Raw genomic sequence first — 26205 nt, 5'->3', positions numbered from 1 at the left:
GGTACTCCGCCGGGCGTAGCGGGAGTGCCTCCGGCCGGCCGATGCGGCCCCCCTGACCCGTCGCCGAGCATCGACGTATCCGCACACAGGAAGGGTCGATGAACCATGTTGACGACACTGGCGGCGCAGGCCGCGGCGATGCACCCGGGCGGCTGGGGCGACGGGGACGCGCCCGCCTTCTGGCCGGTCTTCCCCATCACGTTCGGCCTGTTCTGGCTGGCCGTCCTGGGGACGGTGTTCTACCTGATCCGCCGCCGCACGAGCGGCACCGCGTCCGCCGCGGCGAGCGACCCGCTCGCCAAGGCGCGCTCCGTCCTGGCCGAGCGCTTCGCCCGCGGCGAGATCGACGAGGACGAGTACCTCAGGCGCACCTCCACCCTCAACACCGACTGACCGGCCGTGCCGGACTGCCCGGCGGCCTCTGACCGGCGCCCGCCACCGGCGCCGGTCAGAGCCATGAGCGGGGCCGATGCCGTGCGCGGGGTGATCGGGGTGCGGGGGTGCGAGAGGTGTGTGTGGATCAGTCGGCGGCGGCCTCTTCGAAGATCCGGCCGATGCCGTCGGAGTACTCCGGCGCATGGGCGGCCGCGTCGGCGAACCGGGTGAGGAGCCGGGCGAACTCGGCGCGCTCGTCCGCCGTCCAGCCGGCCATGAGGGCGTCGAGGTAGGCGCGGCGGAACCGGTCGGCGACCCGCTTGACGCGCAGCCCGGCCTCGGTCAGCCCGAGGTTGGCGCGGCGCGCGTCGACCGGGGACGGGCGGCGCGACACCAGCCCGGCGTCGATGGCGTGGCCGACCAGCCGGCTCGCGGTGGACGGGTCGATCTCCAGGCGTTCCGCGACGGCGCCGACCGTGACCTCGCAGGGCCGGGCGCCGCGCTCGGGCCGCTCCGTCGCGACGACCGCGGTGAGGGCGGCGACGGCGTTGACGACCATGAGGTTGGACAGTTGCAGCGGCCGTCCGTCCGGCCCGGCGGAGGTCTGGGCGCGGATCCGCTTCATCAGGTCGGGCTTGGCCCAGACGCGGCGCAGATGGAACAGCGCCGTCCCGATGTCGGTGAGGGCGGGGTCGCCCTGCGGCTCGGCATCTCCGGGTGGCTCCGCCTCCGCGTGCGATCCGGCCTCGGTGGGCGATCCGGCCTCCGCGTGCGGTTCGGGCGGCACCGGCGCGTCCGGCTCGGCGGTCCGTCCCGTGGCGGGGGTCTCCGTCGCCATGCAGGGTCTCCGTTCGCGTGTCGGACGCCGGACGTGCGGAACTCCCCACTGTAACGCATGTAGTGTGCATGTTTTCGGGGCCACCGGGACAGCCGTTCGCGATGAGACACACGGCGCGAAAGAGTCCCAGGTGAAGCGCGATGTGATGCACTGAACCACCGGTCCCCGTTCCCGTCGAACCGCCGGAACTTGTCGGCCCGGACGCGTAGCATTGCACCCGCCCGAACCCGGACGACCCGGGATCAGTAACCACAGAGGGGACCTGATGCGAGCGGCGAACGCCCCCGGTGACCCCCGCGGTGACGTCCCCCCACAGGACGGAAGCATGGACGATGGCCGACCCCCGCGACCCCTGACCGAAGACGGCGTGCCCGACGAGGAGGGCGGAGCCGACGACGCCGCCTTCCCGGCGGACCACCTCTCCGAGCGCGAACGGCAGATCCTCGCCTTCGAGCGGCAGTGGTGGAAGTACGCCGGAGCCAAGGAGCAGGCCATCCGCGAGCTGTTCGACATGTCGGCGACGCGGTACTACCAGCTCCTGAACATCCTGATCGACCGACCCGAGGCGCTCGAGTGCGACCCGATGCTCGTCAAGCGCCTCCGCCGGATGCGGACACAGCGGCAACGCAGCCGCGCCGCGCGCCGACTCGGCATCCGGCCGTGATCTGACCACACTGGGTCAGGTGACTTCTCCCCGCTCTGTGACGGCCGCCGGTGCCGGCGGCCTCGACGCGATCCGCGAGAACCCGGCCGGGGCCGTGCTCGGCTTCGACTTCGACGGCACGCTGGCGCCGATCGTCGAGGATCCGGCCTCGGCCCGGGCCCATCCCGGCGCGGCCCCCGCCCTCGCGCGGCTGGCCCCGCTGGTCGGCCGGCTGGTGATCATCACGGGACGTCCCGCCGCGGTGGCCGTCGAGTACGGCGGCCTCGCGGGCATCGACGGGCTGGTCGTCCTCGGGCAGTACGGGCTCGAACGCTGGGAGTCCGGCGTGCTGACCGAGCCGGAGCCGCCGCCGGGCGTCGCCGAGGCGCGCGCGAAACTGCCCGGCGTCCTCGCCGCGGCGGGCGCCCCGCCCGAGACCTTCGTCGAGGACAAGGGGCAGGCGCTCGCCGTGCACACGCGGCGCTGCGCCGAGCCGGAGGTCGCGCTCGAACGGCTGCGCGGCATCCTCGCGGCGCTCGCCGAGCGGACCGGGCTGGTCGTGGAGCCGGGCCGCCTCGTCCTCGAACTGCGCCCGCCCGGCATGGACAAGGGACAGGCGCTGCGCGCGTTCGTCGACGACCTCGGCGCCCGCCCGTCCGCCGTGCTGTTCGCGGGGGACGACCTCGGCGACCTGGCCGCGTTCGACGCCGTCGAGGCGCTGCGCGCGGAGGGCGTGCCGGGCGTGCTGGTGTGCAGCGGCTCCGCCGAGGTCACCGCGCTCGCCGAGCGGGCCGACGTGGTGGTCGACGGGCCGGCCGGCGTGGTCGACCTTCTGAGCGTGCTGGTGGACCACCCGTCCTGAGCCGCGCGGCGGGGGCGCCCGGGTTATCGGAGTGTGACAAGAGTCATGACCTCATTTGTCGTATCTCGCGAGACTCTGGGGGCGCGTGTGGACTAAGGGTCCAATTACGCCAAAATATCCTCGATTGCGGTAAGTGTGGTCCACGGGGCGGCCGCGCGAGGACATGGGGAGGCTTGACGGTGGACACGGAACCGAGAGTCCCGCGCCGTCCGGGCGGGATCAGTAACACGCCCGCGCACGGTTTTCCCAAGGCGACGCCCCGGGAGGGCACGCCCGTCCGTCCCGCGGGCGCACCCGTGCCGCCGGGCGCGCCGACGCGTCCGATCGTGCAGGCGCCGCCCGCCGCCGAGACGCCGCCGAGCGCGTGGGGCACACCGCCGCCGGCGCCCGCCGAACCCGGCGTCCCGCGATCGGGAGGTCTCCCGCAGCCGGGGGGCCTGCCGCAGACCCTCCGCGTGCCCGGCGCCTCGACCGGGCCGGGACGTCCCGCCTCCCCGCCGCCCGAGCCGGGCCGCCCGCTCGGCGGTGCGCGGGTCGGAGACGCCGCGTGGGCCGGAGTGCCCGAGGCGCAGGACGCCTACTCGCGGCGCGAGGGGCGCTCGTCCACGACCGGGCCGATGGGGGTCCGGGAGACGAGCGGCGTGCAGGTGCGGATCGGCCCGCGGGAACGGGAGCGGGAACGGCAGGAGCGCCGGCGCGCCGGACGCCGCAGCGGGCTCGTCGCGGCGGGCGTCCTGGTGCTGGCCGGTCTCGTCACGATCGGCCTCCTGCTGACACCCGGCTCGGGCGACGACGGCGGCGGGACGGGTACGGCGCCGGCGGGCGGCGAGCAGCAGCCGGGTGCGGACGGCGCCCTGCCCAAGGCCGGTGCGCCGATCACGGTCGGCACCGCCGACGGGTCCAAGTACAAGATCGCCGCGGTGACGGACGGGGTGAGCGACGGCGTGGTCACGTCGTCCCAGTCCTCGCCGCCGTCCGGGACGTCGTTCGCCTACATCGAGTACATCCTCAGCAACCCGACGGGCGAGAAGGTCCTCCTCGACTTCCCCGGCGACGTGTTCCTCAAGCGGGACCTCGTCACGCCGGACGCGCGGGGCCGCTGCATGCCGCAGGCCGGCGTCCCCGAGGACATGTGCACCCCGCCGACCAAGAGCCAGGTCGTGCGCCGGCTCGCGGGCGGCGAACTGGTCGCCGGGGACGGCGGCGACAAGTACCTGCCGCCGGGTTCGGCGTTCCTGGTGCGCGCCACGGTGGACGTCCCCGTCGACCAGGGCATCAAGCGCACGGACCTGGGCCTCTACGTGTGGAAGCAGCTCTACATGGCCGACCAGCTCGCCAAGCAGGCGCCCTTCCCGCGCTGAACGCGAAACCGCCGTGGCCTGACCGGCCACGGCGGTTCCGTTCGGGGGCGTTCACTCGGCTTCGGGGTCGTCGGCGAGGATCCCGTAGAGGCGGCGGCGGGCGTCGTTGACGACGTCCAGCGCGCGCGCCTTCTGCGCCTCGCTGCCGACCGCCATCACCTGCTGAAGGGCTCCCATCAGCTGGCCGATGGCCTCACGTCCGCGCAGGACGTTCTCGCCCGCGGCCTCGGTGACCTCGTCCCAGGGTGCGACGGTTTGCGCCGCCGCCTCCTCGCGGCCCGCGTCGGTGAGCGAGAACAGGCGCTTGCCGCCCTGCTCCTCGCTGCCGACCTTGCCCTCGTCCTCCAGCATCTGGAGGGTCGGGTAGACCGAGCCGGGGCTCGGCCGCCAGACGCCGCCGGTGCGGCCGTCCAGCTCCTGGATCATCTCGTAGCCGTGCATGGGGCGCTCGGCGAGCAGGGCCAGCAGCGCCGCCCTGACGTTGCCGCGCCGGGTCCGCCGGCCGCGCCCGCCGCGTCCGCGGTGGCCGGGCCCGAACCCTCCGGGGCCGGGCCCGGAACCGGGACCGCCGGGTCCCCACGGGCCGAACGCGTCACCGCGCCGCCCGCGCTCCATGGGCCCTCGGCCTCCGCCGCGCCTTCTCATCGTGTGGTCGTGCATCTGGTCGTGCATCGCGGTCTCCCTGTCTAGTGATCGGTTGCGATGCATCAACGATATATCGGAATAGCTCGCGATGCAACACCTGTGTTCACGACCCCGCTCACGGGTCGTCGCGCAGCACGAAAAACCGCGCCGGCCGCGGTGGCCGGCGCGGTGTGCGCGCGGATGGGGCGCCTTCCGGCGCGGCCCGGCGTCAGGGGCCGGTGACCTTCAGGTTGTCGAGGATGTCCTTGGTGGCGTCGCGCTCGTCGGTCTCCTTGACCCGGATCCACAGGCCGAACTTGCCCGCCTTGTCCTTCAGGCCGATCTCGGTGACCGACACCGTGCCGGTCTTGCAGGCGGTGAAGCGGGTGATCGTGCCGCTGAGGGCGCCGTCCGGCGTCGTGTAGTTCTCCGGCGCCGCCTTCGTGCACTGCGGGTGGCTCGCAGCGCCGGGCGGCGGCAACTGGCCGGGACGGACGTCCGTGGTCACGCCGATGAAGACGCCCGCGCCCTTGCCGTCACCGAGGAAGGCGGCCTTGCCCGGGGTCGCGCGCAGCACCGGCCGCGGCTGGGCGTCGTTCAGCCCGACCGCGGACGGCGTCCACGTCTGCTCCTGGTCCAGCGGCCACGCCTTGGGCACCGCGGTCTTGATCTTGCCCCCGGCGCCGGAGACCGCGGCGAAGTCCTTCGGGACCGCGGGGGTCTTCCCGCCGTCCTTGCCCTTGCCGTCGCCGCCGGAGAACAGCAGGCCCAGCGCCAGGCCGCCGACCAGCGCGACCGCCAGCACGACGACGGTGATGACGAGCGGCGTGACGAACTTCTTGGGCGCGCCGCCGCCGGGGCCGCCGCCCCTGATCCGGCCCATCAGGCCGCCCTGCTTGCCGCCCGGCCCCCGGCCTTGACCCTGGACGGGCCCCGGGGGAGGGGCCTGGAAGCCCGTGGGCGGCGGCGGGCCGCCATAAGGCCCGCCCGGTGCGCCCGGTCCAGGAGGCCCGCCCGGTCCAGGGGGCCCGCCCGGTCCGCCTTGCCCAGGGCCGCCCATCGGCTGTGGAGGGCCTCCGCCGCCCTGCGGGGGCGGCGGCTGGGTCGGGAACACCGCGGTCTTGTTGTCGCCGCCCGGCGGCGGCCCCTGGTAGGAGACCGTGCGGTCGTTGTCATTGTCCGGCGACGTGGGCCCCTCGGCCTGCCCGAACGGGGTGGCGCGCCCGCCCGGATCGTCCACGATCGTCGCCTGTCCGCCGCCCTGCGGACGAGGCGGGACGTGCATCTCGGACGTGCGGACGTCGTCCTCCGCGGGCTGGTCGAACCGCGTCCGCAGCTCGGCCGCGCCGTCCTGGTCCGCCGCGGCGTTCTGCCCGGGACCCGGCGCCGGCGGGCGCGCCGGGGAGCCGTCCCGGTAGAAGTCCTGGACGGTGGCGTCCGCGTCGATGCGCGGGACGGGCGCCGGCTGCGCCCCGGGCCCGGCCCCGGCCCCGGCCGCGGGGGAGGGGGAGGGCACGGGCGCGGGCGGCGCCGTCGTGGGCCGCAGCGTGGACAGCGCCTCCGCGAACGCCTCCGCCGTCGGCCACCGCTTCTCCCGCTCCACCTCCAGCGCCCGCATGATGACCTGGTCGAACGCCGGGGGCAGCCCCTCGCGCAGCTCGCTCGGCGGCGACTTGACCGGCGCCGGGCCCGGGGCCCGCCCGGTGAGCATGTGGTACGTCAGCGCGCCGAGCCCGTACACGTCGGCGCGGACGTCCAGCCCGCCGCCGAAGCGCGCCTGCTCGGGCGACATGTATCCGGGGGTGCCGACCGGCAGCGTGAACGCCCCGGACGCGTGCGCGAGCGCCTTGGCCAGCCCGAGGTCGGCGATGAGCAGCTTCTCGCCGCCGTCCGGCGTCGACTGGAACAGCACGTTGGACGGCTTGAGGTCGCGGTGGATCACCCCGAGGGTGTTGATCACCTCCACGCCGTAGGCGATCTGCTCGGCGAGCACCACCACCTCGCTGACCGGAAGTGGCCGCTCGCGCATGCGGTCGCCGAGCGTCCCGCGGTCGGCGTACGACATGACGAAGTACGGGCGGCCGTCCGGGAGCTCCCCGATGTCGTGCACCCGGACGAGCCGCTCGGAATCGGCGCGGCGCAGGATCCGGGCCTCCTCCAGGAAGCGGTTGCGCACGTCCAGATCGTCGATCAGATTGCTGTTCAGCACCTTGATGGCGACCTGCGACTCCAGGGCGTCGTCGTGCCCCAGCCACACAGAGGCGAACGCCCCCGAACCCAGGACGCGATCGATTCGGTAACGGCCTACAGATGGTGGGAAGGACACTCCCGTATCATCCCAGCAAACGGGGTGGCCCCGCGAACGAGCATTGAGGCGGCATGGCATTCGACGAGAGGACCGAGGAGCTGGCGGTGAAGGCCGCCCAGGGCGACCAGGGCGCCCTCAACGAACTCCTCCGCAAGATCGAGCCGGACGTGCTGCGGCACAGTTCGCGGTTCCTGCCCTGCCGGCAGGACGCCGAAGAGGCATGCCAGGACGCGCTGCTCCAGGTCGCGCGGAACATCCACCGGTTCGAGGGCCGGTCGAGGTTCAGCACCTGGCTGCACGTCGTCGTCGCCAACTCGGCGAGGTCCACCTACCGGTCGCTGAAGCGGCGCTCGGTCGAGCAGGCGGGCGAGCTCCCGCAGCAGCGTCCCGACCCGCGCCGGACCAGCGTCATCGCCGGATCACGGGTCGACATCCTGGACGCCATGGAGGATCTGGAGGCCCGCAAGCCCGACCTCATCCAGGCTCTCGTCCTGCGCGACGTGTCCCAGCTGGAGTACGCGGAGATCGCCGCGCAGCTCAACCTGCCGCTCGGGACGGTCAAGTCCCGGATCCACGAGGCGCGCAAGCAGGTACGGCAGACGCTGGGCGAGTCCTACACCTGAGCCGGGCGGGCGCGCCGGGCGCGCCGGACGCGCCCACCCGCGGTCAGCGCCGAGGCGGAACCGGACGAGCCGTCAAAGGTCGGTCATCGGCCGGTAACAGTGCGTCAAGAACGCGGGCTGTGACCAGGGCGTCTGCACCAGCATGCGGTGCATGCCATCAGGACCGGCCTCCCGCCACGACCGCCCGATCTTCGTCCTCGGCTGCGCCCGTTCGGGGACGACCCTGCTGCGGCTGATGCTGCACTCGCATCCGCGCATCGCGATCCCTGGGGAGACGAAGTTCGTCCTCCCCGCGTATACGGCACGGTGCGAGTTCGGTGACCTCGCGGAGAGCAAGAACAGGCGCGCGCTCGCGGAGTGGATCACCGGCGACCGGTCGACCAAGGTCAAGCAGCTCGGCCTGGACGCCGCCGAGGTCGTCGAGGAGATCGTCGCAGGGCCGCCCACGCTCGGCTCCGCGATCGGCGCCGTCTTCCGCGCCTACGCGCGGCTGCACGGGAAGGCGCGCTGGGGCGACAAGCGTCCGAGCTACGCCCGGCACGCGGGCGCGCTGCTGCGGATGTTCCCGGACGCGCAGTTCGTCCATCTCGTCCGGGACGGCCGCGACTGCGTCGCCTCGCTGCTGGAGATGCCCTGGTACGACGGCGACGTCCACCATGCCGTGTCCGTCTGGCGCGAGACGATCGACCAGGGCCGCCGGCTCGCCCAGCGCCTCGGCCCCGACACCTACTACGAGCTGCAGTACGAGCGGCTCGTCGCCGACCCGGCCGACGAGCTGACGCGGCTCTGCGGGTTCCTCGGCGAGGACTTCGACCCGGCGATGATGAGCCCCGAGGGCCTCGCGCGGCGGACCGTCCCGTCCAGCAAGAGGTGGCACGGCCGGACGCACGACGCCGTCAACACGGGCCGCATCGGGTCGTGGGCCGAGCGGCTCGACCCCTGGGAGATCAGCCTCGCGGAGGCCGCGTTCGGCGAGCGGCTCGCCGAGTACGGCTACGAGCCGAGCGGCCTGCCGAAGCCGCCCGCGTCCCAGCTCGCCCACTTTACCCGGATCAGCGCCCACCGCCGCATGGCGCACGCCAAGGACGCGCTGCGCGAGCGCTGGAAGCAGCGCCACGAGCCGAACCCGGTCGACTGCCGCCTGACCGCCGCGGCGTCCACGAGCACCACCTGAAGCCTGCCGCGTGCCGCCCTCATCGCCCGGGAAGGGCGGCACGCCGCATTTACGTGCTCCTTCCGGCCGAAGCGTGCCGGGGGCCGCTCAGCCGAGCGCGGCGAGCTGGTCGGCGAACCAGCGCTGCGGGGGGAGGGCCGTCGCGGCGGCGGCCAGGCGGGCGCAGCGCGCGGCGCGCTCCGCGCGGGGCATCAGCAGGGCCTGGTGCAGGGTCTCCGCCGTCTGCGACACGTCGAACGGGTTGACCATCAGCGCGTCCTCGGACAGTTCGGACGCCGCGCCCGCCTCCCGCGACAGCACCAGCGCGCAGCCCTCCTCCGACAGGACGGGCCCCTCCTTCGCGACGAGGTTCATGCCGTCGCGGATGGGGTTGACCAGCAGGACGTCCGCCAGGCCGTAGGCCGCGAGGGACCGCGGATAGTCGTCGTTCACCTGCAGGATCAGCGGGTCCCAGTCGGCGGTGCCGAACTCGTCGGCGATCTGCCCGGCCATCCGCTGGACGGCCGCCGTGTACTCGCGGTACTCGGGCAGGTCGTAGCGGGACGGATAGGCGAACGCCAGGTGCACCACGCGTCCGCGCCACTCGGGATGGTTGACGAGCATCTCGCGGTAGGCGGCGAGCCCGCGCACGATGTTCTTCGACAGTTCCGTCCGGTCGATCCGCACGATGAGCTGGCGGTCGCCCACCTGCTCCCTCAGCGCGCGCGCCCGTTCGGCGACGTCCGGCTGGGAGGCGCGCTTGCGCAGCGCCGCCTCGTCGACCCCGAGCCCGTGGACGCCCACGTGCGTGGTGTGCCCCGAGCAGGTGACGGTCCGGGCCGTCCGGTCGACGCGCGCGCCCGGGACGAGTTCGCAGCAGTCGAGGAACGCCGAAGCCCACCGCTCGGTGAGGAACCCGGCGTGGTCGGCGCCGAGTATGCCCAGCAGGATCTGCCGGCCGATGTCGTCGGGCAGCAGCCTGTAGTACTCGGGCGGCGCCCAGGGCGTGTGAGAGAAGTGGACGATCTTCAGGTCCGGGCGCCGGTCGCGGAGCATCCGCGGAGCCAGCGACAGGTGGTAGTCCTGGATCGCGGCCTTCGCGCCGTGGGACGCGTCCCGTGCGAGGGCGTCGGCGAAGGCCGCGTTGTACGCCTCGTAGGACTGCCAGTCGCGCCGTGCGCGAGCATCGAAATGCGGGCTGCGCGGGGTGTCGTACAACAGGTGGTGGACGAACCACAGCGTCGAGTTGGCCACCGCGTTGTACGCACGGTGAAACGTGGCCGCCGGGATGTCCAGCATCCGTACCGCCGCGCCACCGGTGTCGTAGCCCGCCTGGTCTATGCGGCCGTCCGGTGAAAGGCGGGCAGCCGTCCGATCGGCCTCCCCGAGGCTCGCGCACACCCACAGCACGTCCGGGTCGGATCCGGACGGCGAAGAGGCGACCGCGGGCTCCGGAGGACGGGGCGGCCCAGGGTCGCGTGGGGCGCCCGTGACGGCGGCCAGGCCCGACACCAGCCCGCCCCCACCGCGCCGCATGGTGAGCTCGCCGCCGTCCGACAGCGAGAACGACACCGGGCCACGGTTGGACGCCACCAGCACTTGGCTCATACCGGCAGGGTCTCAGTTGTGACCGGGGCGCTCTACAGTGACCCGCGTGGTTTCCGCCACGACCGCGTTCCGGCAGGGCCCCGCCTCCGGCTAACCGGCCGGATCCGGCCGGTTAGCCGGAGGCGCGTCGGGTAACCCGATCGCCATGAGCAGGTCCGAGACGAGGAAAACCGTGCTCGTCGCGGGAGCGGCGAACCTCATCCTCGCCATCACGAAACTGATCGCGGGCTTGCTGGCGGGTTCCAGCGCGATGCTGGCCGAGAGCGCCCACTCGATCGCCGACACCCTCAACCAGAGCTTCCTGTTCGCCTCGCTCCGGCGCAGCGAACGTCCCCCCGACCGCCGCCACCCCTTCGGCTACGGCAACGAGCGGTACGTCTGGTCGCTGCTCGCCGCCTTCGGCATCTTCGTCGCGGGCGCCGGGTTCTCGATCTTCGAGGGCATCCTGACCATGACCGGCCACGGCGGCACCGGGACGGCGGTCTGGCTCGCCTACGCCGTCCTCGCCCTCAGCGCGGTGCTGGAGGGGGCGTCCTGGATCCGCGCCTTCTACCAGGCGCGGCAGGAGACCCGCGAATCCGGGCACGACCTCGTCGAGCACGTCCGCCGGTCGCCCGACCTGACGTTCAAGACCGCGCTGTTCGAGGACAGCGCCGCGATGATCGGCCTCGCGCTCGCCGCCGGCGGGCTCGTGCTGCGGCAGATCACCGGGTCGGACTTCTGGGACGGGCTCGCGTCCGTCCTCATCGGCCTGCTGCTGGTCGGCCTCGCCTTCCTCATCGGCCGGGAGAGCACGGTGCTGCTGATCGGGCGCGCCGCCGAGCCCGCCGCGCAGCGCGAGATCCGCGCGGAGATCCTCCGATCCCCCGGAGTGACCGGCGTGGACGAGCTGCTCACCATGCACTTCGGCCCCGAGCAGCTGCTCGTCGCCGCCAAGGTCCACTTCTCCGACGACATCAGCGCCGACCAGGCCGAGGACGTCGCCGGGGACATCGACCGGCGGCTCCGGGAGCGGCTCCCGATCGTCCGGCACGTGTTCCTCGACCCGACCCAGCGCGTCGTCCGGAAGGAGTCGCCCGCGTGATCAAGACCACTCCGGGTACCGTCTCACTCGGTGGACGCGGCTGCCTGGCATCCGGTCAGTTCATGTAAAGTCACGCATACGAGTTCAAACCACTCGTGGTTCGACAACTGAATACCGCTCATCCAGAGGGGTGGAGGGACCGGCCCTGCGAAGCCCCGGCAACCACCCGGCTATGGCGCGCTCGCGATCCTGCGAGGCCGGCCGGGAGATGGTGCCAACTCCGGCCTGCGACCAAGGTGGCGCAGGGAAGATGGGGAGAAAGGCCTCGCCCTCATGGCACTCACGCCTGCCACAGACCTCGGACCCGCGACCGCGCTCGTCTGCCGCGAATGCGGATCCACCCGCGACCTCGGGCCCTTCTACGCCTGCGAGGAGTGTTTCGGCCCCCTGGAGATCTCCTACGACTTCCAGGGCGTCACCCGGGCCGCCATCGAGGCCGGGCCGCGCAACATCTGGCGCTACCGCGGGCTGCTGCCCGTCCCGTCCAACGTGGCGGACACGCCCAACACCGAGCCCGGCCTGACCCGCCTCGTCCGCGCCGACAACCTCGCGGAGAGCCTCGGCCTGCAGAGCCTGTGGGTGAAGGACGACAGCGGCAACCCGACCCACTCCTTCAAGGACCGCGTCGTCGCCGTCGCGCTCGCCGCCGCCCGCGAGCTGGGCTTCAAGGTGCTGGCCTGCCCGTCCACCGGCAACCTCGCCAACGCCGTCGCCGCCGCGGCGGCCCGCGCCGGGATCCGCAGCGCGGTGTTCGTCCCGTCCGACCTCGAATCGCAGAAGATCATCACGACGGCCGTGTACGGCGGGACGTTCGTGACGGTCGACGGCAACTACGACGACGTCAACCGGCTCGCGTCCGAGATCGCCGGCGAGCAGGACGACTGGGCGTTCGTCAACGTCAACGTCCGGCCCTACTACGCCGAGGGCTCCAAGACGCTCGGCTACGAGATCGCCGAGCAGCTCGGCTGGCGGCTGCCCGACCAGATCGTCGTCCCCGTCGCGTCCGGCTCCCAGCTCACCAAGATCGACAAGGCGTTCCAGGAGCTGATCAAGCTGGGCCTGGTCGAGGACAAGCCGTACCGCGTGTTCGGCGCCCAGGCCGCCGGCTGCGACCCCGTCTCCGCCGCGTTCAAGGCCGGCCACGACGTGGTCCGCCCGGTGAAGCCCGACACGATCGCCAAGTCCCTCGCCATCGGCAACCCCGCCGACGGCCCCTACGTCCTGGACGTCGCCCGCCGCACCAACGGCGCCGTCGAGGACGTCACCGACACCGAGGTCGTCGAGGGCATCCGCCTCCTCGCCCGCACCGAGGGCATCTTCGGCGAGACCGCCGGCGGCGTCACCGTCGCGACGCTCCGCAAGCTGATCGACGCCGGGACCCTCGACCCGTCCGCCGAGACCGTGATCATCAACTCGGGGGACGGACTGAAGACGCTGGACGCCGTCGCCCCGGTCGTCGCGCCGTCCGCGAACATCGCCCCCTCCCTGGAGGCGTTCCGCGCCGCCGGCCTCGCCTGAGAAAAGGAGCACCATGAGCGTTTCCGTGCGCATCCCGACGATCCTGCGGACCTACACCGGCGGCGAGTCCGAGGTGAAGGCCGAGGGCACGACCCTGCGCGCCGTCGTCGCCGACCTGGAGGCCAGCTACTCCGGGATCTCCGCCCGCATCCTGGACGACGCCGGCAAGATCCGCCGCTTCGTGAACGTCTACGTCGGCGACGAGGACGTCCGGTTCGCCGACGGCCTCGACACCCCGACCCCCGACGGCGCCCAGATCTCCATCATCCCCGCGGTGGCCGGCGGCTGACACCCACCCGCCCGGTCCCGGAACTGCACCGGGACCGGGCCCGGTGATCGCCCCCCGGCCCGCGGGCCGGCCGGCGGCCCTACGATGGCGCGGTGACAGAGCACGACACGGTCGAACCGATCCATCTCGCCGACGACCTCGGGAACAGCGCCGTCCTCCGCATCACGGGCCAGGACGATCGCGGCCTGAACGGCGTCATCGAGATCGGCAGCTATTTCGTCAGCGGCGGCATCAAGACCCGCCTGACCTCCGCGGACCTCGCGGAATGGGAGGACGTCCTCGACTCCCTGGCCAAGGGCGCCGACGCGGCGTCATGGCGGGAAGGGCAGCGCGCCCCCGAGGTCCACCTCGAAACGGACGGCAACCACGTGACCGTAGCCGTGGTCGACTCCCACGCCTACCTCGTGACCGTGGAACTCACCATCGAGGTCGCCGAGGGCTGGATCGACGACCACCGCGAACGCCTGGCCGCCACCCGCGCGCTTCTCCCCGGATAGCCCGGCCCGAACAGCCTGGTGGCGTCACCGGCCGCGAAGGGAATCGACGACCGCCGTCACCCAGAACACCACGCAGATCAAGGCGAACACGCAGAAGGCCACGAGCCCGCAGACGACCAGCATCAATGCCAGATAGTCCGGCCACCCGATGCTCGACATCGCGCAACTGAAGTCGCAGTTGGGCGGCGGCGGGCTCTGCAGCCGAAGGACCAGCGCCGCCGCCACCAGGCACGATATGCCGACCGCGAGCGGCCCTCCGGCGACCCGCCAGAAAGGGCTCACTTTCCGTCCGCGCGATGACATGACGCCATGGTGTCCGGTGGCCGTCCCGCCCCCCATCCACCTCAGGTCTGCCCCGAGGAGGCAACGGCCTGATCCGGTGGAATTCACGGTCGTCCGGTAATAGCCTCCCTTGTGTGAGCGATGGCATCCGGCAGATTCGTCCACTCGACTCGGGGATAGCGGAAGAGTGGGTGCGTGAGACGGACGAGCCAGAACTGCGCGGCGTATCGGCCTCCAAGCATCGCGACGGGCCGTGGTGGAGCGTCGGCGTCGCGGTCATGGAATTCGCCCGCGCGGAACCTCTCGAATCCGAACTGCGCTGCCGCATCGCCGAAGCGCTGACAGCCGTCACCGGCGTCACCGGCGTCGAGGAGGAAGACCGGGAAGTGTGGGCGGTCTTCGGTGACCCGGAAGGCAACGCCCTGGTCGAAGCGGTGGCGCAGGTGGTAGACGCCCTAGCCGACCAAACCCGGGCTTTGTAGGATTCCGCCGCCGGGTGACGGTTTTGTGGGGCCGGTTATCGTCGTCGGCGGGCTTCCCATTCACGGAGGCCCTGACGGCCGCAGCGCGGCTCGTCTTCGGTGGCCTCCGCATCCTCGCCGGTTGCCCGGCATGGCTCCACATGTTCGACCTCCTGACTGTCCGCGCAGCTCAGAACGTCCCTCCCCGGCTGGCGGTGATCCTCGCCGACGCGGCCGGGCATGGCCGCGCTCCGGCTCGGCGCAGGCGTCCTCGGCGACTGGACGTCCGTCGGTAAAGCCGCTCGGCGGTGACTGCGGGCCGGCTGTGGACCGTCCCACGGCGACCCCCGAACCTCAGGGCTCAAGCATCGTGCACCCGGGATGCCAATGTCCGTAAATGTTGTTGGTCACCCGCAAAGAGCGCTCGATCCCATTACGTGAATATGCGATTCGCTGCCCTGATCTTGTAGAGCCCTATCGCCGCTCTTTGGTTTGCAGTCAGTTCTGTCCTGGAAGAGTGAGGCGTGGGTGCCCAGTCGGGTCCCGGCAGTTCACACAGGAAGGAAGGGCATGAATCGAATCGCGCGAGCTGTGACGGTCACCGGCATCGCGATGGGAGCCGCCGTACTGGCGGCTCCTTCTGCGATGGCGGACATTCACATCTATGCCGTCGACAAGGCGAACATCGGGCATTACGGGCCTACCTATGTCAGCGAAAGCGGACCGGGTAACCTGAACTTCAGCAGTGTCACCGGCTCGCCGCACGCCTCGCCGAAGGTCGGGAACGAGTCGATCAAGGTCGACGACATCAACACCAGCCTCAAGGGCGGCAAGGGCAACACCGTCGCCAACGAGGTCGAGGGCTCGGAGCAGGACGCCGGCGAGGGCGCCGACGCCGCCGAGAGCTCCGCGACCGCCGAGGCCGCGGAGCAGGGCGAGACCGCCGAGGCCGCCGAGCAGGGCGAGGCCGCGGAGGCCGCCGAGCAGGGCATGGCCGAGCAGGCGTCCGCTGAGGGCGTCCAGCAGAACACGCTGGAGGCGCAGCAGCAGGCTCCGCAGCAGCAGGAGGCCGCTCAGCAGGAGGCTGCTCCGCAGCAGGAGGCCGCCCAGCAGCAGGAGGCTCAGCAGCAGGCCGCTCCGCAGCAGGAAGCCGCTCCGCAGCAGGAAGCCGCTCCGCAGCAGGAAGCCGCTCCGCAGCAGGAGGCGGCGCAGCAGGAGGAGGCCGCTCCGCAGCAGAGCAACCAGCGAGTCGCGAACGGCAAGGACGGGCACCACGGCAAGGTCAAGTTCGCCCAGTGGGTGAAGCACTCGAACATCGGGCACAACGGCCACACGCTCGTCGGCGAGTCCGGCCCGGGCAACCTGAACTTCAGCAGCGTGACGGGCTCGCCCTACGCCTCGCCGAAGGTCGGGAACGGGTCGGTCAAGGTCGACGACATCAACACCAGCCTCAAGGGCGGCAAGGGCAACACCGTCGTCAACGAGGTCGAGGGCTCGGAGCAGGACGAGGTCGAGGGTGCCACCGCCGCCCAGATGGGCGCCCAGTAGCAGCCCGCCGAGCATCCGCGAATAGTTCGGTTTCACCAGGGTGGTAGTCCCAAGAACAAGCCCATCGGCCGCTCCCGACGAACGCGAGTCCGGAGCGGCCGATGTGTGTGTCCACCCCGGAAACCTGCCTCGCCCCGGTGCGCGGGTTCCGCGGATGGCGGTGGACGGGCACGCAGGGTGGAGTGCGGCGACACACCGGTGAGAGGTTCTGACGGGATTCCGTCGCAGGTGGGAATGGGTCTGGACAGGGAGATGAACCTTCCCCTGGTCAGGATGTGTGGCGCTTGCACTCGGCAGGGTAGAGTGCTAAAAAACGGTTGGCACTCTACTGTGGAGAGTGACAGCTTCACAGTCTGGGTCGGGGCGATGAGGCCTCAGTCCGGCGGCGGAATGGCAGTCGTCGGCGGGGGCCGTCCGTCGCGGGCGTCGGCTCGATCCTTTTAAGCCACCTTGTTCCGGGAGGACTGGAGCCTATGGCTGCAAAGATGATCGCGTTCGACGAGGAGGCCCGCCGCGGTCTCGAGCGCGGCATGAACCAGCTGGCCGATGCAGTAAAGGTGACCCTTGGTCCCAAGGGTCGCAACGTCGTGCTGGAGAAGAAGTGGGGCGCCCCCACGATCACCAACGACGGTGTGTCGATCGCCAAGGAGATCGAGCTCGAGGACCCGTGGGAGAAGATCGGCGCGGAGCTCGTCAAGGAGGTCGCCAAGAAGACCGACGACGTCGCGGGTGACGGCACCACCACCGCCACCGTGCTGGCCCAGGCGCTCGTGCGCGAGGGTCTGCGCAACGTGGCGGCGGGCGCGAACCCGATGTCGCTGAAGCGCGGCATCGAGGCCGCGGTCGAGCGGGTCAGCGAGGAGCTGTCCAAGCTCGCCAAGGACGTGGAGACCAAGGAGCAGATCGCCTCGACGGCGTCCATCTCCGCGGGCGACCCGCAGATCGGCGAGATGATCGCCGAGGCGATGGACAAGGTCGGCAAGGAAGGCGTCATCACGGTCGAGGAGAGCCAGACCTTCGGTCTGGAGCTCGAGCTCACCGAGGGGATGCGCTTCGACAAGGGCTACATCTCGCACTACTTCGTGACCGACCCCGAGCGGATGGAGGCGACCCTCGAGGACCCGTACATCCTGATCGTTCAGGGCAAGGCGTCGGCCAACAAGGACCTGCTGCCCGTCCTCGAGGGCGTCATGCAGTCCGGCAAGCCGCTGCTGATCATCGCGGAGGACGTCGAGGGCGAGGCCCTGGCCACCCTGGTCGTCAACAAGATCCGCGGGATCTTCAAGTCCGTGGCCGTGAAGGCGCCGGGCTTCGGCGACCGCCGCAAGGCCATGCTGGGCGACATCGCCACGCTGACCGGCGGCCAGGTCATCAGCGAGGACGTGGGTCTCAAGCTGGAGAACACCACGACCGACATGCTGGGCCGCGCCCGCAAGGTCGTCATCACCAAGGACGAGACCACCATCGTGGACGGCGCCGGTGACGCCAACGAGATCGCGGGACGGGTCAACCAGATCCGCACCGAGATCGACAACACCGACTCCGACTACGACCGCGAGAAGCTCCAGGAGCGCCTGGCCAAGCTCGCGGGCGGTGTCGCGGTCATCAAGGCCGGCGCCGCGACGGAGGTCGAGCTCAAGGAGCGCAAGCACCGCATCGAGGACGCCGTCCGCAACGCCAAGGCCGCGGTCGAGGAGGGCATCGTCCCCGGCGGCGGCGTGGCGCTGCTGCAGGCCGGCACCAAGGCGTTCGACAAGCTGGAGCTCGCGGGCGACGAGGCCACCGGTGCCAACATCGTCAAGCGCGCTCTGGAGGAGCCGCTGAAGCAGATCGCGGTGAACGCCGGTCTCGAGGGCGGCGTCGTGGTGGAGCGGGTTCGCAACCTTACCCCGGGTGAGGGCCTGAACGCCGCCACCGGCGACTACGTCAACATGTTCGAGTCGGGCATTCTCGACCCGGCCAAGGTGACCCGGTCCGCGCTGCAGAACGCCTCGTCGATCGCCGCGCTGTTCCTGACCACCGAGGCCGTCATCGCCGAGAAGCCGGAGAAGAACCCGGCCCCGGCGGGCGACCCGTCCGGCGGCATGGGCGGCATGGACTTCTGAGCGAGTCCTCGGCCCGAACGGGCATGTAGAGGGGGCGGTCCCACGGGGCCGCCCCCTCTTGGTCGTATGAACCGGCGTTCGAACGTTTGCGTCCGACTCCTGAATTTCCCCGGATCCGGAAGGTTCAGGATGAGCGACGAACTGCCCCGACTGCTGGTCGACCCGCCGTGGGAGCGGGAAGCCCGCGCCTACCGGGAGGCCGCGGCGGCCGCGAAGGACGGGGCCGTGCTCGTTCCCGGGCTCGAACCGCCGGTGGAGCGGAGCCTCGCGTGGGAGCCGGGCGAACGCGAGCAGTGGCTGATGTCCCTCCCCGACAGGCCCTACCTCACCCGCGATCTGCGGCATGTCTTCGAGGCGGACGGCTGGGCCGGGGTCGCCCGGGAGTTCGAGCAGGGGCGCGTCACGTACGGTCCGGCGGTGAACTCCCTGTTCGGGCTTGCGCCCGAGGAGATCGCCCGGCCGCTGCTCGCCGACTGGCGGCCCGTTCTCACCCGCGGTTCCGACTTCTCGATCCTGCGCGCGATGCCGGCGCGTTTCGGACTCGACGCCCGCCACGTGGTCTTCCCCAACGCGAAGGAACACCACTGCGGCTGGGCGCTCATGCCTTTCCTGGACGCCGAGACGGCCCTGCTGATGGCCGACTGGCTCCGGCTGAAATCCGCGAACGGCAAGGCCCGCGACCGGTTCGCCAGGCACGGCGTCGCGGCCGTCCCGTTCCTGGTGCCGAACGCGCTGGGCAAACAGCGCGTTCCCCGCGACCGCGCCCGCGCTGCGCTCTCGCTCATCGCGGACGCGCACGGGGCCGGGTCGGTGGTGGAGGCGGCCCGGCCGTACGGCGACGCCGCCGCCGAGGCCGTCCGGCACGCCCTCTCCGGGGACACGCCCAAGGCACCGGCGACCAGGCCCGTCAAGCCGCGGAAGACACCGTGGCTGGACCCGGGAACCCTGCCGGAGGTGCGCCTGCGGGACGGCCGGGTGCTGCCGCCCGACGCGGTGGACAACCTCATCGGCGCGCTCGTCCTCAGCCCGGGACTCAGCTGGAACGGCCCGCTGACGATGCATTCCGGCCTCGATGAGGTCTTCGACCGGTGCGACCGCGAGTCGTCGGCCGCGTTCGGCCGGGCGATCTTCGAGCGCTGGCTGGCCGCCGGAACCCCGTCCCGCAGCGGCTGGGTGCTCGACCAGTTGTGCCGGACGGCCGACGACGGCGCCGTCCGGCGGCTCGGGACGCTGCTGTCGGGCCACTGGCCGGCCCCCGGGACCGACAAGCACGCCGTGCAGGTGCTGGGATGGATCGGCACCGACGCGGCGCTGGCCCAGCTCGACCGCATCGGACGGCAGGCGAAGGCCCCCGGCCGGTGGCGCCTGGCCGCGGACTGCCTGGCGGCGGCCGCGCGGGCGCGCGGCCTGACCGCGGACGAGCTCGCCGACCGGCTCGTCCCCGCCCTCGGGTTGGACGCCGCCGGGACGCTCGTCCTCGACTACGGCCCGCGCCGCTTCACGGTCGGGTTCGACGAGGAGCTGAAGCCGTTCGTGACCGACGAGTCCGGCGGGCGCCGCAAGGCCCTCCCGAAGCCGGGCGCCAAGGACGATGACGTGCTCGCACCCGCCGCCTACCAGCGCTTCTCCACGCTGAAGAAGGACGTGCGCGCCATCGCCGGCGACCAGATCCGGCGGCTCGAGAGCGCGATGGTGACCGGACGCCGTTGGAGCGCCGCCGAGTTCGAGCGCTACTTCGTCGAGCACCCGCTGCTGTGGCACATCGCCCGCCGCCTCGTCTGGACGGCCGGCGACACCGCGTTCCGGCTCGCCGGGGACCGCACGCCCGCCGGCGTCGACGACGGTCCGGTGCGGCTCCCGGACGGTGCCCGCATCGGCGTGCCGCACCCGGTCGAGCTCGGCGACGCCGTCCCGGCGTGGGCCGAGGTGTTCGCCGACTACGAGATCGTCCAGCCGTTCGCCCAGCTCGGACGGCACGTGGGCGTCCTCACCGCGGCGGAGCGCGAGAACGGGCGGCTGGAGCGGTTCGACGGCGTCGCGTTCCCGGCCGGCGCGATCCTCGGGCTGCTCGGACGAGGCTGGGAGCGAGGCTCGGTCGTGAACGGCGCCTACCGCTCGATCGTCCGCCGACTCGGGGACGGGCACGCCGGTGTCGTGGTGGAGTTCGGCCCCGGGATCGAGGCCGCCGCCCCAGGTGCCGCGTCCGTGCAGAAGCTCCATGAAGTCCGCTTCACACGGCCGCCGGGGACGATTTCGACGCCGTCGCCGCCTCCGAACTGCTGGCCGATCTCGCCCGGCTGGGCTGACACGGCACCGTGTCCGGCGCCGGATTCGCCTCGGCACCGGACGCGGACGCCAGATGTTCCTCGCCGTTCCGGCGGCCCGTCCCGCACAACCGCAGGTCGTGCGAGGGGCGGGCAGGGCCGCACGTGCAGGGCGTTCGCGGGGGCGCTTTCCCTTCCGTCCCGAACCGGGCAGGATCACCGCTTGAACGGCGCGCGCACCGCGCCGCCACGTCCACGGATGCGGCCCACGGTTCCGGGTCGGGAAGGCGGAAGAACACGTGAGCGAAGTGTTCAGCTCCCCGGTGCTCAAGGTCGAACAGCCCCGCAGGGGCCCGTTCGCGAAATCGCAGTACAAGGTGATGGACGGCGACGGGACCGTCCTCGCGATCGCCGGGCAGACGAACGACGAAGGCCGTTCCGAGATGCGGGGCCTCTTCCCCGGCAAGTCGAACCTGGACGCCCGCGCCGTCCTGGTGACCACACCGGACGGCGAGCCGCTCCTGATGGTGGACAAGGAGAGCGGGCGCGAATACACCGAGATCCTCAAGCCGGACGGCGAGCGGATCGGGTCGTTCGTCACCGAACGCGTCGGACGCCGGTACATCATCTACGACGACGACGGCACCCTGATCGGAGCGGTGGACGTCGACGTACCGCGCAACAACTTCGCGGTGAAGGACGCGGACGGCAGCAAGGTGGCCCACGTGCGCAAGAAATGGGCGGGCCTCGCCACGCACCTGCTGACAACGGCGGACAAGTACGCGGTCGAGATCGCCGATCCCGTCTCCGAGCCATTGCGGACGATGGCCGTCATGACCGCCATCGTCATGGACATGAACCTCCACGAGGCCAAAGAGATCACCTGACCCGCGGCCGGGGCGCGGCCCCGCGACTGGGCCTTCACGGCTCACGCGGGCCGAGGTACGTTCCGTGCGTGCAGGCCATGCCGGGGCGTGCGAACAGCTGGCGGATCTCGCCGGCCATTCCGACGATCGCGAACTGCGCGCTGGCCGCACTCTGGTTCTTCTCCGCGCTCGGCGGCTGGGGCGACGCCGCGTTCTGCGGCGAGGACGGACGCCGCGACCCGGGATGCGGCGCGGATTTCGACGACGCGGTGAGGCTCTCGTCCCCGGCCGCCCTCCTGGCCGCGGCCATCGCGCTCACCGCTTGGGCCGTCCACACCGTCCGGCGCCGGCCCGAACGGCTGGACGCGCTGCTGACCGTGGCGGCCTTCGCCTGGGTGCTCGCCGAGGCGGTCCTTTTCGTCGGCGGCTACCTGGCCCAGCCGTGAGGTTTCCCGCGTGTACGCGGCGTTGCCGAAAAGAAACATTCGCGGACCGCACTGCGCCGATCGACCGGTCGAAGTGGGACGGAAACGGGCAAAGACCGAGGTAGAACGGGTGGCATGTCCCGGTCGCGTCCAGTCACCACCGGTCGGCAGACCGATCCGGATGCGTTCCGTTCCCGCGAGCCGGTTTGACGTTCCTTCCTCGTGGGCATACTGTTCACTTCGCCCCACGGGAGTGCGGGACGCCTCACGGCGGCCGACTCCGCGGGAAACCATCAACGAATCAGCCGATGCGGCTTTGCCGTGTCTGCTGTGCGCTGGCGGTGTCGGAAAGGGCTCGGTTTTGACAATCGGGCCGGATCTGGTGAAATAGCTGCACCGCCTCGAAGGTGCCGCGGAAGCGGCATTGGACGGGCGTTATCGGAGAAAGTCGAAATTGACAGGCCGGCGGAATCCGATAAAGTAGGGCGAGTCGCCCCGGAGCGGGAAACGCGAAAGCGGATCCAGCGCGGTGGGTGTCCGTTTCTTGAGAACTCAACAGCGTGTTAAAAGCCAGTGCCTTTATCGGCTCGGTCTGTTGGCCGGGTCGCCCCGTGGCCATCCTCTTTCGGGGGGTTGGTGGGGATTTCTTTGAGGCAATGTGCGGCTCTTCGGAGTCGTGCTTTTGCTGGGATTTTCTTCGAGGTTTGGCCGGCTGGGGTTCGCCCCCTGGTTGGTCGTTTCGGACCTTAATGGAGAGTTTGATCCTGGCTCAGGACGAACGCTGGCGGCGTGCTTAACACATGCAAGTCGAGCGGAAAGGCCCCTTCGGGGGTACTCGAGCGGCGAACGGGTGAGTAACACGTGAGCAACCTGCCCCTGACTCTGGGATAAGCCTGGGAAACTGGGTCTAATACCGGATATGACCGGCCTTCGCATGGAGTGCTGGTGGAAAGTTTTTCGGTTGGGGATGGGCTCGCGGCCTATCAGCTTGTTGGTGGGGTGATGGCCTACCAAGGCGACGACGGGTAACCGGCCTGAGAGGGCGACCGGTCACACTGGGACTGAGACACGGCCCAGACTCCTACGGGAGGCAGCAGTGGGGAATATTGCGCAATGGGCGGAAGCCTGACGCAGCGACGCCGCGTGGGGGATGACGGCCTTCGGGTTGTAAACCTCTTTCAGCAGGGACGAAGCTAACGTGACGGTACCTGCAGAAGAAGCGCCGGCTAACTACGTGCCAGCAGCCGCGGTAATACGTAGGGCGCAAGCGTTGTCCGGAATTATTGGGCGTAAAGAGCTCGTAGGCGGTTTGTCGCGTCTGTCGTGAAAGCCCACGGCTTAACCGTGGGTCTGCGGTGGATACGGGCAGACTAGAGGCAGGTAGGGGAGAATGGAATTCCCGGTGTAGCGGTGAAATGCGCAGATATCGGGAGGAACACCGGTGGCGAAGGCGGTTCTCTGGGCCTGTACTGACGCTGAGGAGCGAAAGCGTGGGGAGCGAACAGGATTAGATACCCTGGTAGTCCACGCCGTAAACGTTGGGCGCTAGGTGTGGGGTTCTTCCACGGATTCCGCGCCGTAGCTAACGCATTAAGCGCCCCGCCTGGGGAGTACGGCCGCAAGGCTAAAACTCAAAGGAATTGACGGGGGCCCGCACAAGCGGCGGAGCATGTTGCTTAATTCGACGCAACGCGAAGAACCTTACCAAGGCTTGACATCGCCGGAAAACTCGCAGAGATGCGGGGTCCTTTTTGGGCCGGTGACAGGTGGTGCATGGCTGTCGTCAGCTCGTGTCGTGAGATGTTGGGTTAAGTCCCGCAACGAGCGCAACCCTCGTTCCATGTTGCCAGCACTTCGGGTGGGGACTCATGGGAGACCGCCGGGGTCAACTCGGAGGAAGGTGGGGATGACGTCAAGTCATCATGCCCCTTATGTCTTGGGCTGCAAACATGCTACAATGGCCGGTACAGAGGGCTGCGATACCGTGAGGTGGAGCGAATCCCTTAAAGCCGGTCTCAGTTCGGATCGAAGTCTGCAACTCGACTTCGTGAAGTCGGAGTCGCTAGTAATCGCAGATCAGCAACGCTGCGGTGAATACGTTCCCGGGCCTTGTACACACCGCCCGTCACGTCACGAAAGTCGGCAACACCCGAAGCCCGTGGCCCAACCAGTAATGGGGGGAGCGGTCGAAGGTGGGGCCGGCGATTGGGACGAAGTCGTAACAAGGTAGCCGTACCGGAAGGTGCGGCTGGATCACCTCCTTTCTAAGGAGCACAGCTGGCCAGGCCGCCTCACTTGTGGGGGGTCGTGGTCGGTGGCCGCTGTTGACGGCGAATGTTCGTCAGGTGGCTGCTCATAGATGTGGAGCACTGGTTATTCAGTCTGTCGGTTGCGCGGCTCGGTAAGTACCGCCCCTGGGGTCTTCGGGTTCTGTGGGGAGTGGGAACGACGAGTTCCGGGCGGCTGGCAGGTTGGACACGCTGTTGGGTCCTGAGGGAACGGGCGTATGCCTGGTGGCCTCGGACTGCGGGACCGGACACCGCCTCACTCGTTTTGGGTGTGGCGGTGCTGGTGGGCCCGGTTGTTTTTTGAGAACTGCACAGTGGACGCGAGCATCTCTGGCGAGAATGCGGTCTTTGGATCGTGTTCTTGTCTGCGATTTGTTTTGATCGTTTTGTGTGTTCAAGTTTTTAAGGGCATACGGTGGATGCCTTGGCATCAGGAGCCGATGAAGGACGTGGGAGCCTGCGATATGCCTCGGGGAGTCGGCAACCAGACTTTGATCCGGGGATTTCCGAATGGGGAAACCTGGCACCCGTTATGGGGTGTCGCCGCCTGCTGAATGTATAGGCAGGTTGGTGGGAACGCGGGGAAGTGAAACATCTCAGTACCCGCAGGAAGAGAAAACAATTGTGATTCCGTGAGTAGTGGTGAGCGAAAGCGGAGGAGCCTAAACCGTGCGCGTGTGATAGCCGGCAGGCGTTGCGTGTGCGGGGTTGTGGGACCATCCTGGTTCAGCTGCCGCTGGGCCGAAGAGTTATAAAGCATCGTGATAGTCGAATGGCATGGGAAGGCCGACCGTAGACGGTGAGAGTCCGGTAGACGAAATTGCGGTGTCTCTTGGGTGTGTTCCCGAGTAGCACGGGGCCCGTGAAATCCCGTGTGAATCTGCCACGACCACGTGGTAAGGCTGAATACTTCCTGGTGACCGATAGCGGATCAGTACCGTGAGGGAATGGTGAAAAGTGCCCCGGTGAGGGGTCGTGAAATAGTACCTGAAACCGTGTGCCTACAAGCCGTCAGAGCGTCCTCAGCGCCTTTGGGTGTTGTTCGTGATGGCGTGCCTTTTGAAGAATGAGCCTGCGAGTTATGGTGTGTGGCGAGGTTAACCGGTGGCGGGTAGCCGTAGCGAAAGCGAGTCTGAATAGGGCGTTTTTAGTCGCATGCTGTAGACCCGAAGCGGGGTGATCTAGCCATGGGCAGGGTGAAGCGCCGGTAAGACGGTGTGGAGGCCCGAACCCACCAGGGTTGAAAACCTGGGGGATGACCTGTGGTTAGGGGTGAAAGGCCAATCAAACTCCGTGATAGCTGGTTCTCCCCGAAATGCATTTAGGTGCAGCGTCGCGTGTTTCTTGCCGGAGGTAGAGCTACTGGATGGCTGATGGGCCCTACAAGGTTACTGACGTCAGCCAAACTCCGAATGCCGGTAAGTGAGAGCGTGGCAGTGAGACTGCGGGGGATAAGCTTCGTAGTCGAGAGGGAAACAGCCCAGATCATCGGCTAAGGCCCCTAAGCGTGTGCTAAGTGGGAAAGGATGTGGAGTTGCTCTGACAACCAGGAGGTTGGCTTAGAAGCAGCCATCCTTGAAAGAGTGCGTAATAGCTCACTGGTCAAGTGATTCCGCGCCGACAATGTAGCGGGGCTCAAGCACACCGCCGAAGCCGTGGCATTCCGAACTAGGTTCGGGATGGGTAGGGGAGCGTCCTGCAGCCGGTGAAGCCGCCGAGTGATCGAGTGGTGGAGGCTGTGGGAGTGAGAATGCAGGCATGAGTAGCGAATCACACGTGAGAAACGTGTGCGCCGGATGACCAAGGGTTCCTGGGGCAGGCTAATCCGCCCAGGGTAAGTCGGGACCTAAGGCGAGGCCGACAGGCGTAGTCGATGGACAACGGGTTGATATTCCCGTACCCGCTGGTATGCGCCAACGCTGAACCCTCTGATGCTAACCACCCGATCCGTGGTGTGGGCCTTCGGGCCTGTGTTGCGGGGAGCGTGGGACCCGAGGGGGTAGTAGGTGAGTGATGGGGTGACGCAGGAGGGTAGCTCAGCCCGGGCGGTGGTTGTCCCGGGGTAAGGCTGTAGGGAGAGAGATAGGTAAATCCGTCTCTTGTATATCCTGAGAGCTGATGCCGAGCCGTTTTAGGTGAAGTGAGTGATCCCATGCTGTCGAGAAAAGCCTCTAGCGAGTGTA

Annotated in this window: 19 protein-coding genes, 2 rRNA genes, 1 pseudogene and 1 riboswitch (1 of these 23 cut by a window edge); of the genes and pseudogenes, 17 read left to right on the top strand and 5 right to left on the bottom strand. The window is 69.8% G+C overall.

Annotation, left to right across the window (positions count from 1 at the left end; all coding sequences use genetic code 11):
* Positions 1-105: 105 nt before the first annotated feature.
* Entirely contained in the window at positions 106-393 is a 288-nt protein-coding gene (locus SM611_RS01465; protein WP_371946929.1) for an SHOCT domain-containing protein, read from the top strand.
* A 127-nt stretch (positions 394-520) separates the two neighbouring features.
* Here the strand turns inward: SM611_RS01465 and SM611_RS01460 are convergent, their stop codons facing one another.
* On the bottom strand, positions 521-1213 hold the full coding sequence (locus SM611_RS01460) for a MarR family winged helix-turn-helix transcriptional regulator (RefSeq protein ID WP_371946928.1): 693 nt from the start codon (positions 1211-1213) through the stop codon (positions 521-523).
* A 325-nt stretch (positions 1214-1538) separates the two neighbouring features.
* Between SM611_RS01460 and napA the strand changes: the two genes are divergently transcribed.
* The 3 genes from napA (at position 1539) to SM611_RS01445 (ending at position 4079) form a co-directional block, all read left to right on the top strand.
* A complete protein-coding gene (gene napA / locus SM611_RS01455; protein WP_371946927.1) occupies positions 1539-1877 on the top strand; it encodes a nucleoid-associated protein NapA in 339 nt (112 codons plus the stop codon).
* Between the two features lie 19 nt (positions 1878-1896).
* Positions 1897-2718, top strand: coding sequence for a trehalose-phosphatase (otsB, locus tag SM611_RS01450; RefSeq protein ID WP_371946926.1), 822 nt, complete (start codon positions 1897-1899; stop codon positions 2716-2718).
* Between the two features lie 179 nt (positions 2719-2897).
* Positions 2898-4079 (top strand): hypothetical protein, encoded by a 1182-nt coding sequence (locus SM611_RS01445; protein WP_371946925.1) that lies wholly within the window; start codon positions 2898-2900, stop codon positions 4077-4079.
* Between the two features lie 51 nt (positions 4080-4130).
* Here SM611_RS01445 and SM611_RS01440 read toward each other — a convergent pair whose 3' ends face one another.
* Complete coding sequence (locus SM611_RS01440) at positions 4131-4751, bottom strand: PadR family transcriptional regulator (RefSeq protein WP_371946924.1); 621 nt, start codon at positions 4749-4751, stop codon at positions 4131-4133.
* Positions 4752-4932: 181 nt separating this feature from the next.
* Positions 4933-7089 (bottom strand): serine/threonine-protein kinase, encoded by a 2157-nt coding sequence (locus SM611_RS01435; protein ID WP_371946923.1) that lies wholly within the window; start codon positions 7087-7089, stop codon positions 4933-4935.
* Between SM611_RS01435 and SM611_RS01430 the strand changes: the two genes are divergently transcribed.
* Both SM611_RS01430 and SM611_RS01425 read left to right on the top strand, forming a co-directional pair.
* Positions 7083-7634, top strand: a complete 552-nt coding sequence (locus SM611_RS01430; RefSeq protein WP_163061338.1) for an RNA polymerase sigma factor — start codon at positions 7083-7085, stop codon at positions 7632-7634. The two genes, SM611_RS01435 and SM611_RS01430, sit on opposite strands and share 7 nt — an antisense overlap.
* Before the next feature lie 151 nt (positions 7635-7785).
* Complete coding sequence (locus SM611_RS01425) at positions 7786-8808, top strand: sulfotransferase family protein (protein ID WP_371946922.1); 1023 nt, start codon at positions 7786-7788, stop codon at positions 8806-8808.
* An 87-nt stretch (positions 8809-8895) separates the two neighbouring features.
* On the opposite strand, the gene SM611_RS01420 is transcribed toward SM611_RS01425, so the two are convergent.
* The gene (locus SM611_RS01420) at positions 8896-10395 is read right to left on the bottom strand and encodes an alpha,alpha-trehalose-phosphate synthase (UDP-forming) (protein WP_371946921.1); all 1500 of its coding nucleotides are present in this window, start codon (positions 10393-10395) and stop codon (positions 8896-8898) included.
* 145 nt (positions 10396-10540) lie between these two features.
* Here SM611_RS01420 and SM611_RS01415 point away from each other — a divergent pair, with 145 nt between their 5' ends.
* The 4 genes from SM611_RS01415 (at position 10541) to SM611_RS01400 (ending at position 13783) form a co-directional block, all read left to right on the top strand.
* Positions 10541-11479, top strand: coding sequence for a cation diffusion facilitator family transporter (locus SM611_RS01415; RefSeq protein WP_371946920.1), 939 nt, complete (start codon positions 10541-10543; stop codon positions 11477-11479).
* A gap of 115 nt (positions 11480-11594) precedes the next feature.
* A riboswitch (SAM riboswitch) is annotated at positions 11595-11736 on the top strand.
* A 16-nt stretch (positions 11737-11752) separates the two neighbouring features.
* Positions 11753-12997 (top strand): threonine synthase, encoded by a 1245-nt coding sequence (gene thrC, locus SM611_RS01410; RefSeq protein WP_371946919.1) that lies wholly within the window; start codon positions 11753-11755, stop codon positions 12995-12997.
* A gap of 13 nt (positions 12998-13010) precedes the next feature.
* The gene (locus tag SM611_RS01405; RefSeq protein ID WP_371946918.1) at positions 13011-13286 is read left to right on the top strand and encodes a MoaD/ThiS family protein; all 276 of its coding nucleotides are present in this window, start codon (positions 13011-13013) and stop codon (positions 13284-13286) included.
* 92 nt (positions 13287-13378) lie between these two features.
* Positions 13379-13783, top strand: coding sequence for a DUF5959 family protein (locus SM611_RS01400; RefSeq protein ID WP_371946917.1), 405 nt, complete (start codon positions 13379-13381; stop codon positions 13781-13783).
* A 24-nt stretch (positions 13784-13807) separates the two neighbouring features.
* On the opposite strand, the gene SM611_RS01395 is transcribed toward SM611_RS01400, so the two are convergent.
* A complete protein-coding gene (locus tag SM611_RS01395) occupies positions 13808-14065 on the bottom strand; it encodes a hypothetical protein (protein WP_371946916.1) in 258 nt (85 codons plus the stop codon).
* Positions 14066-14199: 134 nt separating this feature from the next.
* On the opposite strand from SM611_RS01395, the gene SM611_RS01390 reads away from it, so the two are divergent.
* From SM611_RS01390 to SM611_RS01360, 7 genes and pseudogenes are all read left to right on the top strand, one after another.
* Entirely contained in the window at positions 14200-14547 is a 348-nt protein-coding gene (locus tag SM611_RS01390; RefSeq protein ID WP_371946915.1) for a hypothetical protein, read from the top strand.
* A gap of 549 nt (positions 14548-15096) precedes the next feature.
* A complete protein-coding gene (locus tag SM611_RS01385; protein WP_371946914.1) occupies positions 15097-16074 on the top strand; it encodes a hypothetical protein in 978 nt (325 codons plus the stop codon).
* A gap of 473 nt (positions 16075-16547) precedes the next feature.
* Positions 16548-18179 (top strand): chaperonin GroEL, encoded by a 1632-nt coding sequence (groL, locus tag SM611_RS01380; protein ID WP_371946913.1) that lies wholly within the window; start codon positions 16548-16550, stop codon positions 18177-18179.
* Positions 18180-18245: 66 nt separating this feature from the next.
* Positions 18246-20249, top strand: a pseudogene (locus tag SM611_RS01375) (DUF4132 domain-containing protein); the annotation flags it as partial.
* A 574-nt stretch (positions 20250-20823) separates the two neighbouring features.
* Positions 20824-21330, top strand: a complete 507-nt coding sequence (locus tag SM611_RS01370) for a phospholipid scramblase-related protein (RefSeq protein ID WP_371947401.1) — start codon at positions 20824-20826, stop codon at positions 21328-21330.
* A 1150-nt stretch (positions 21331-22480) separates the two neighbouring features.
* Positions 22481-23998, top strand: a 16S ribosomal RNA gene (locus SM611_RS01365).
* Between the two features lie 416 nt (positions 23999-24414).
* Positions 24415-26205: ribosomal RNA gene (locus tag SM611_RS01360) — 23S ribosomal RNA — on the top strand (it continues 1275 nt past the right edge of the window).
* Together the 16S and 23S rRNA genes form the textbook arrangement of a ribosomal RNA operon.

This window comes from Actinomadura monticuli (assembly GCF_041463655.1).
Lineage (GTDB): Bacteria > Actinomycetota > Actinomycetes > Streptosporangiales > Streptosporangiaceae > Spirillospora > Spirillospora monticuli.
The sequence above is the reverse complement of the archived record's forward strand: the minus strand, read 5'-3'. Positions and strand labels throughout refer to the sequence as shown.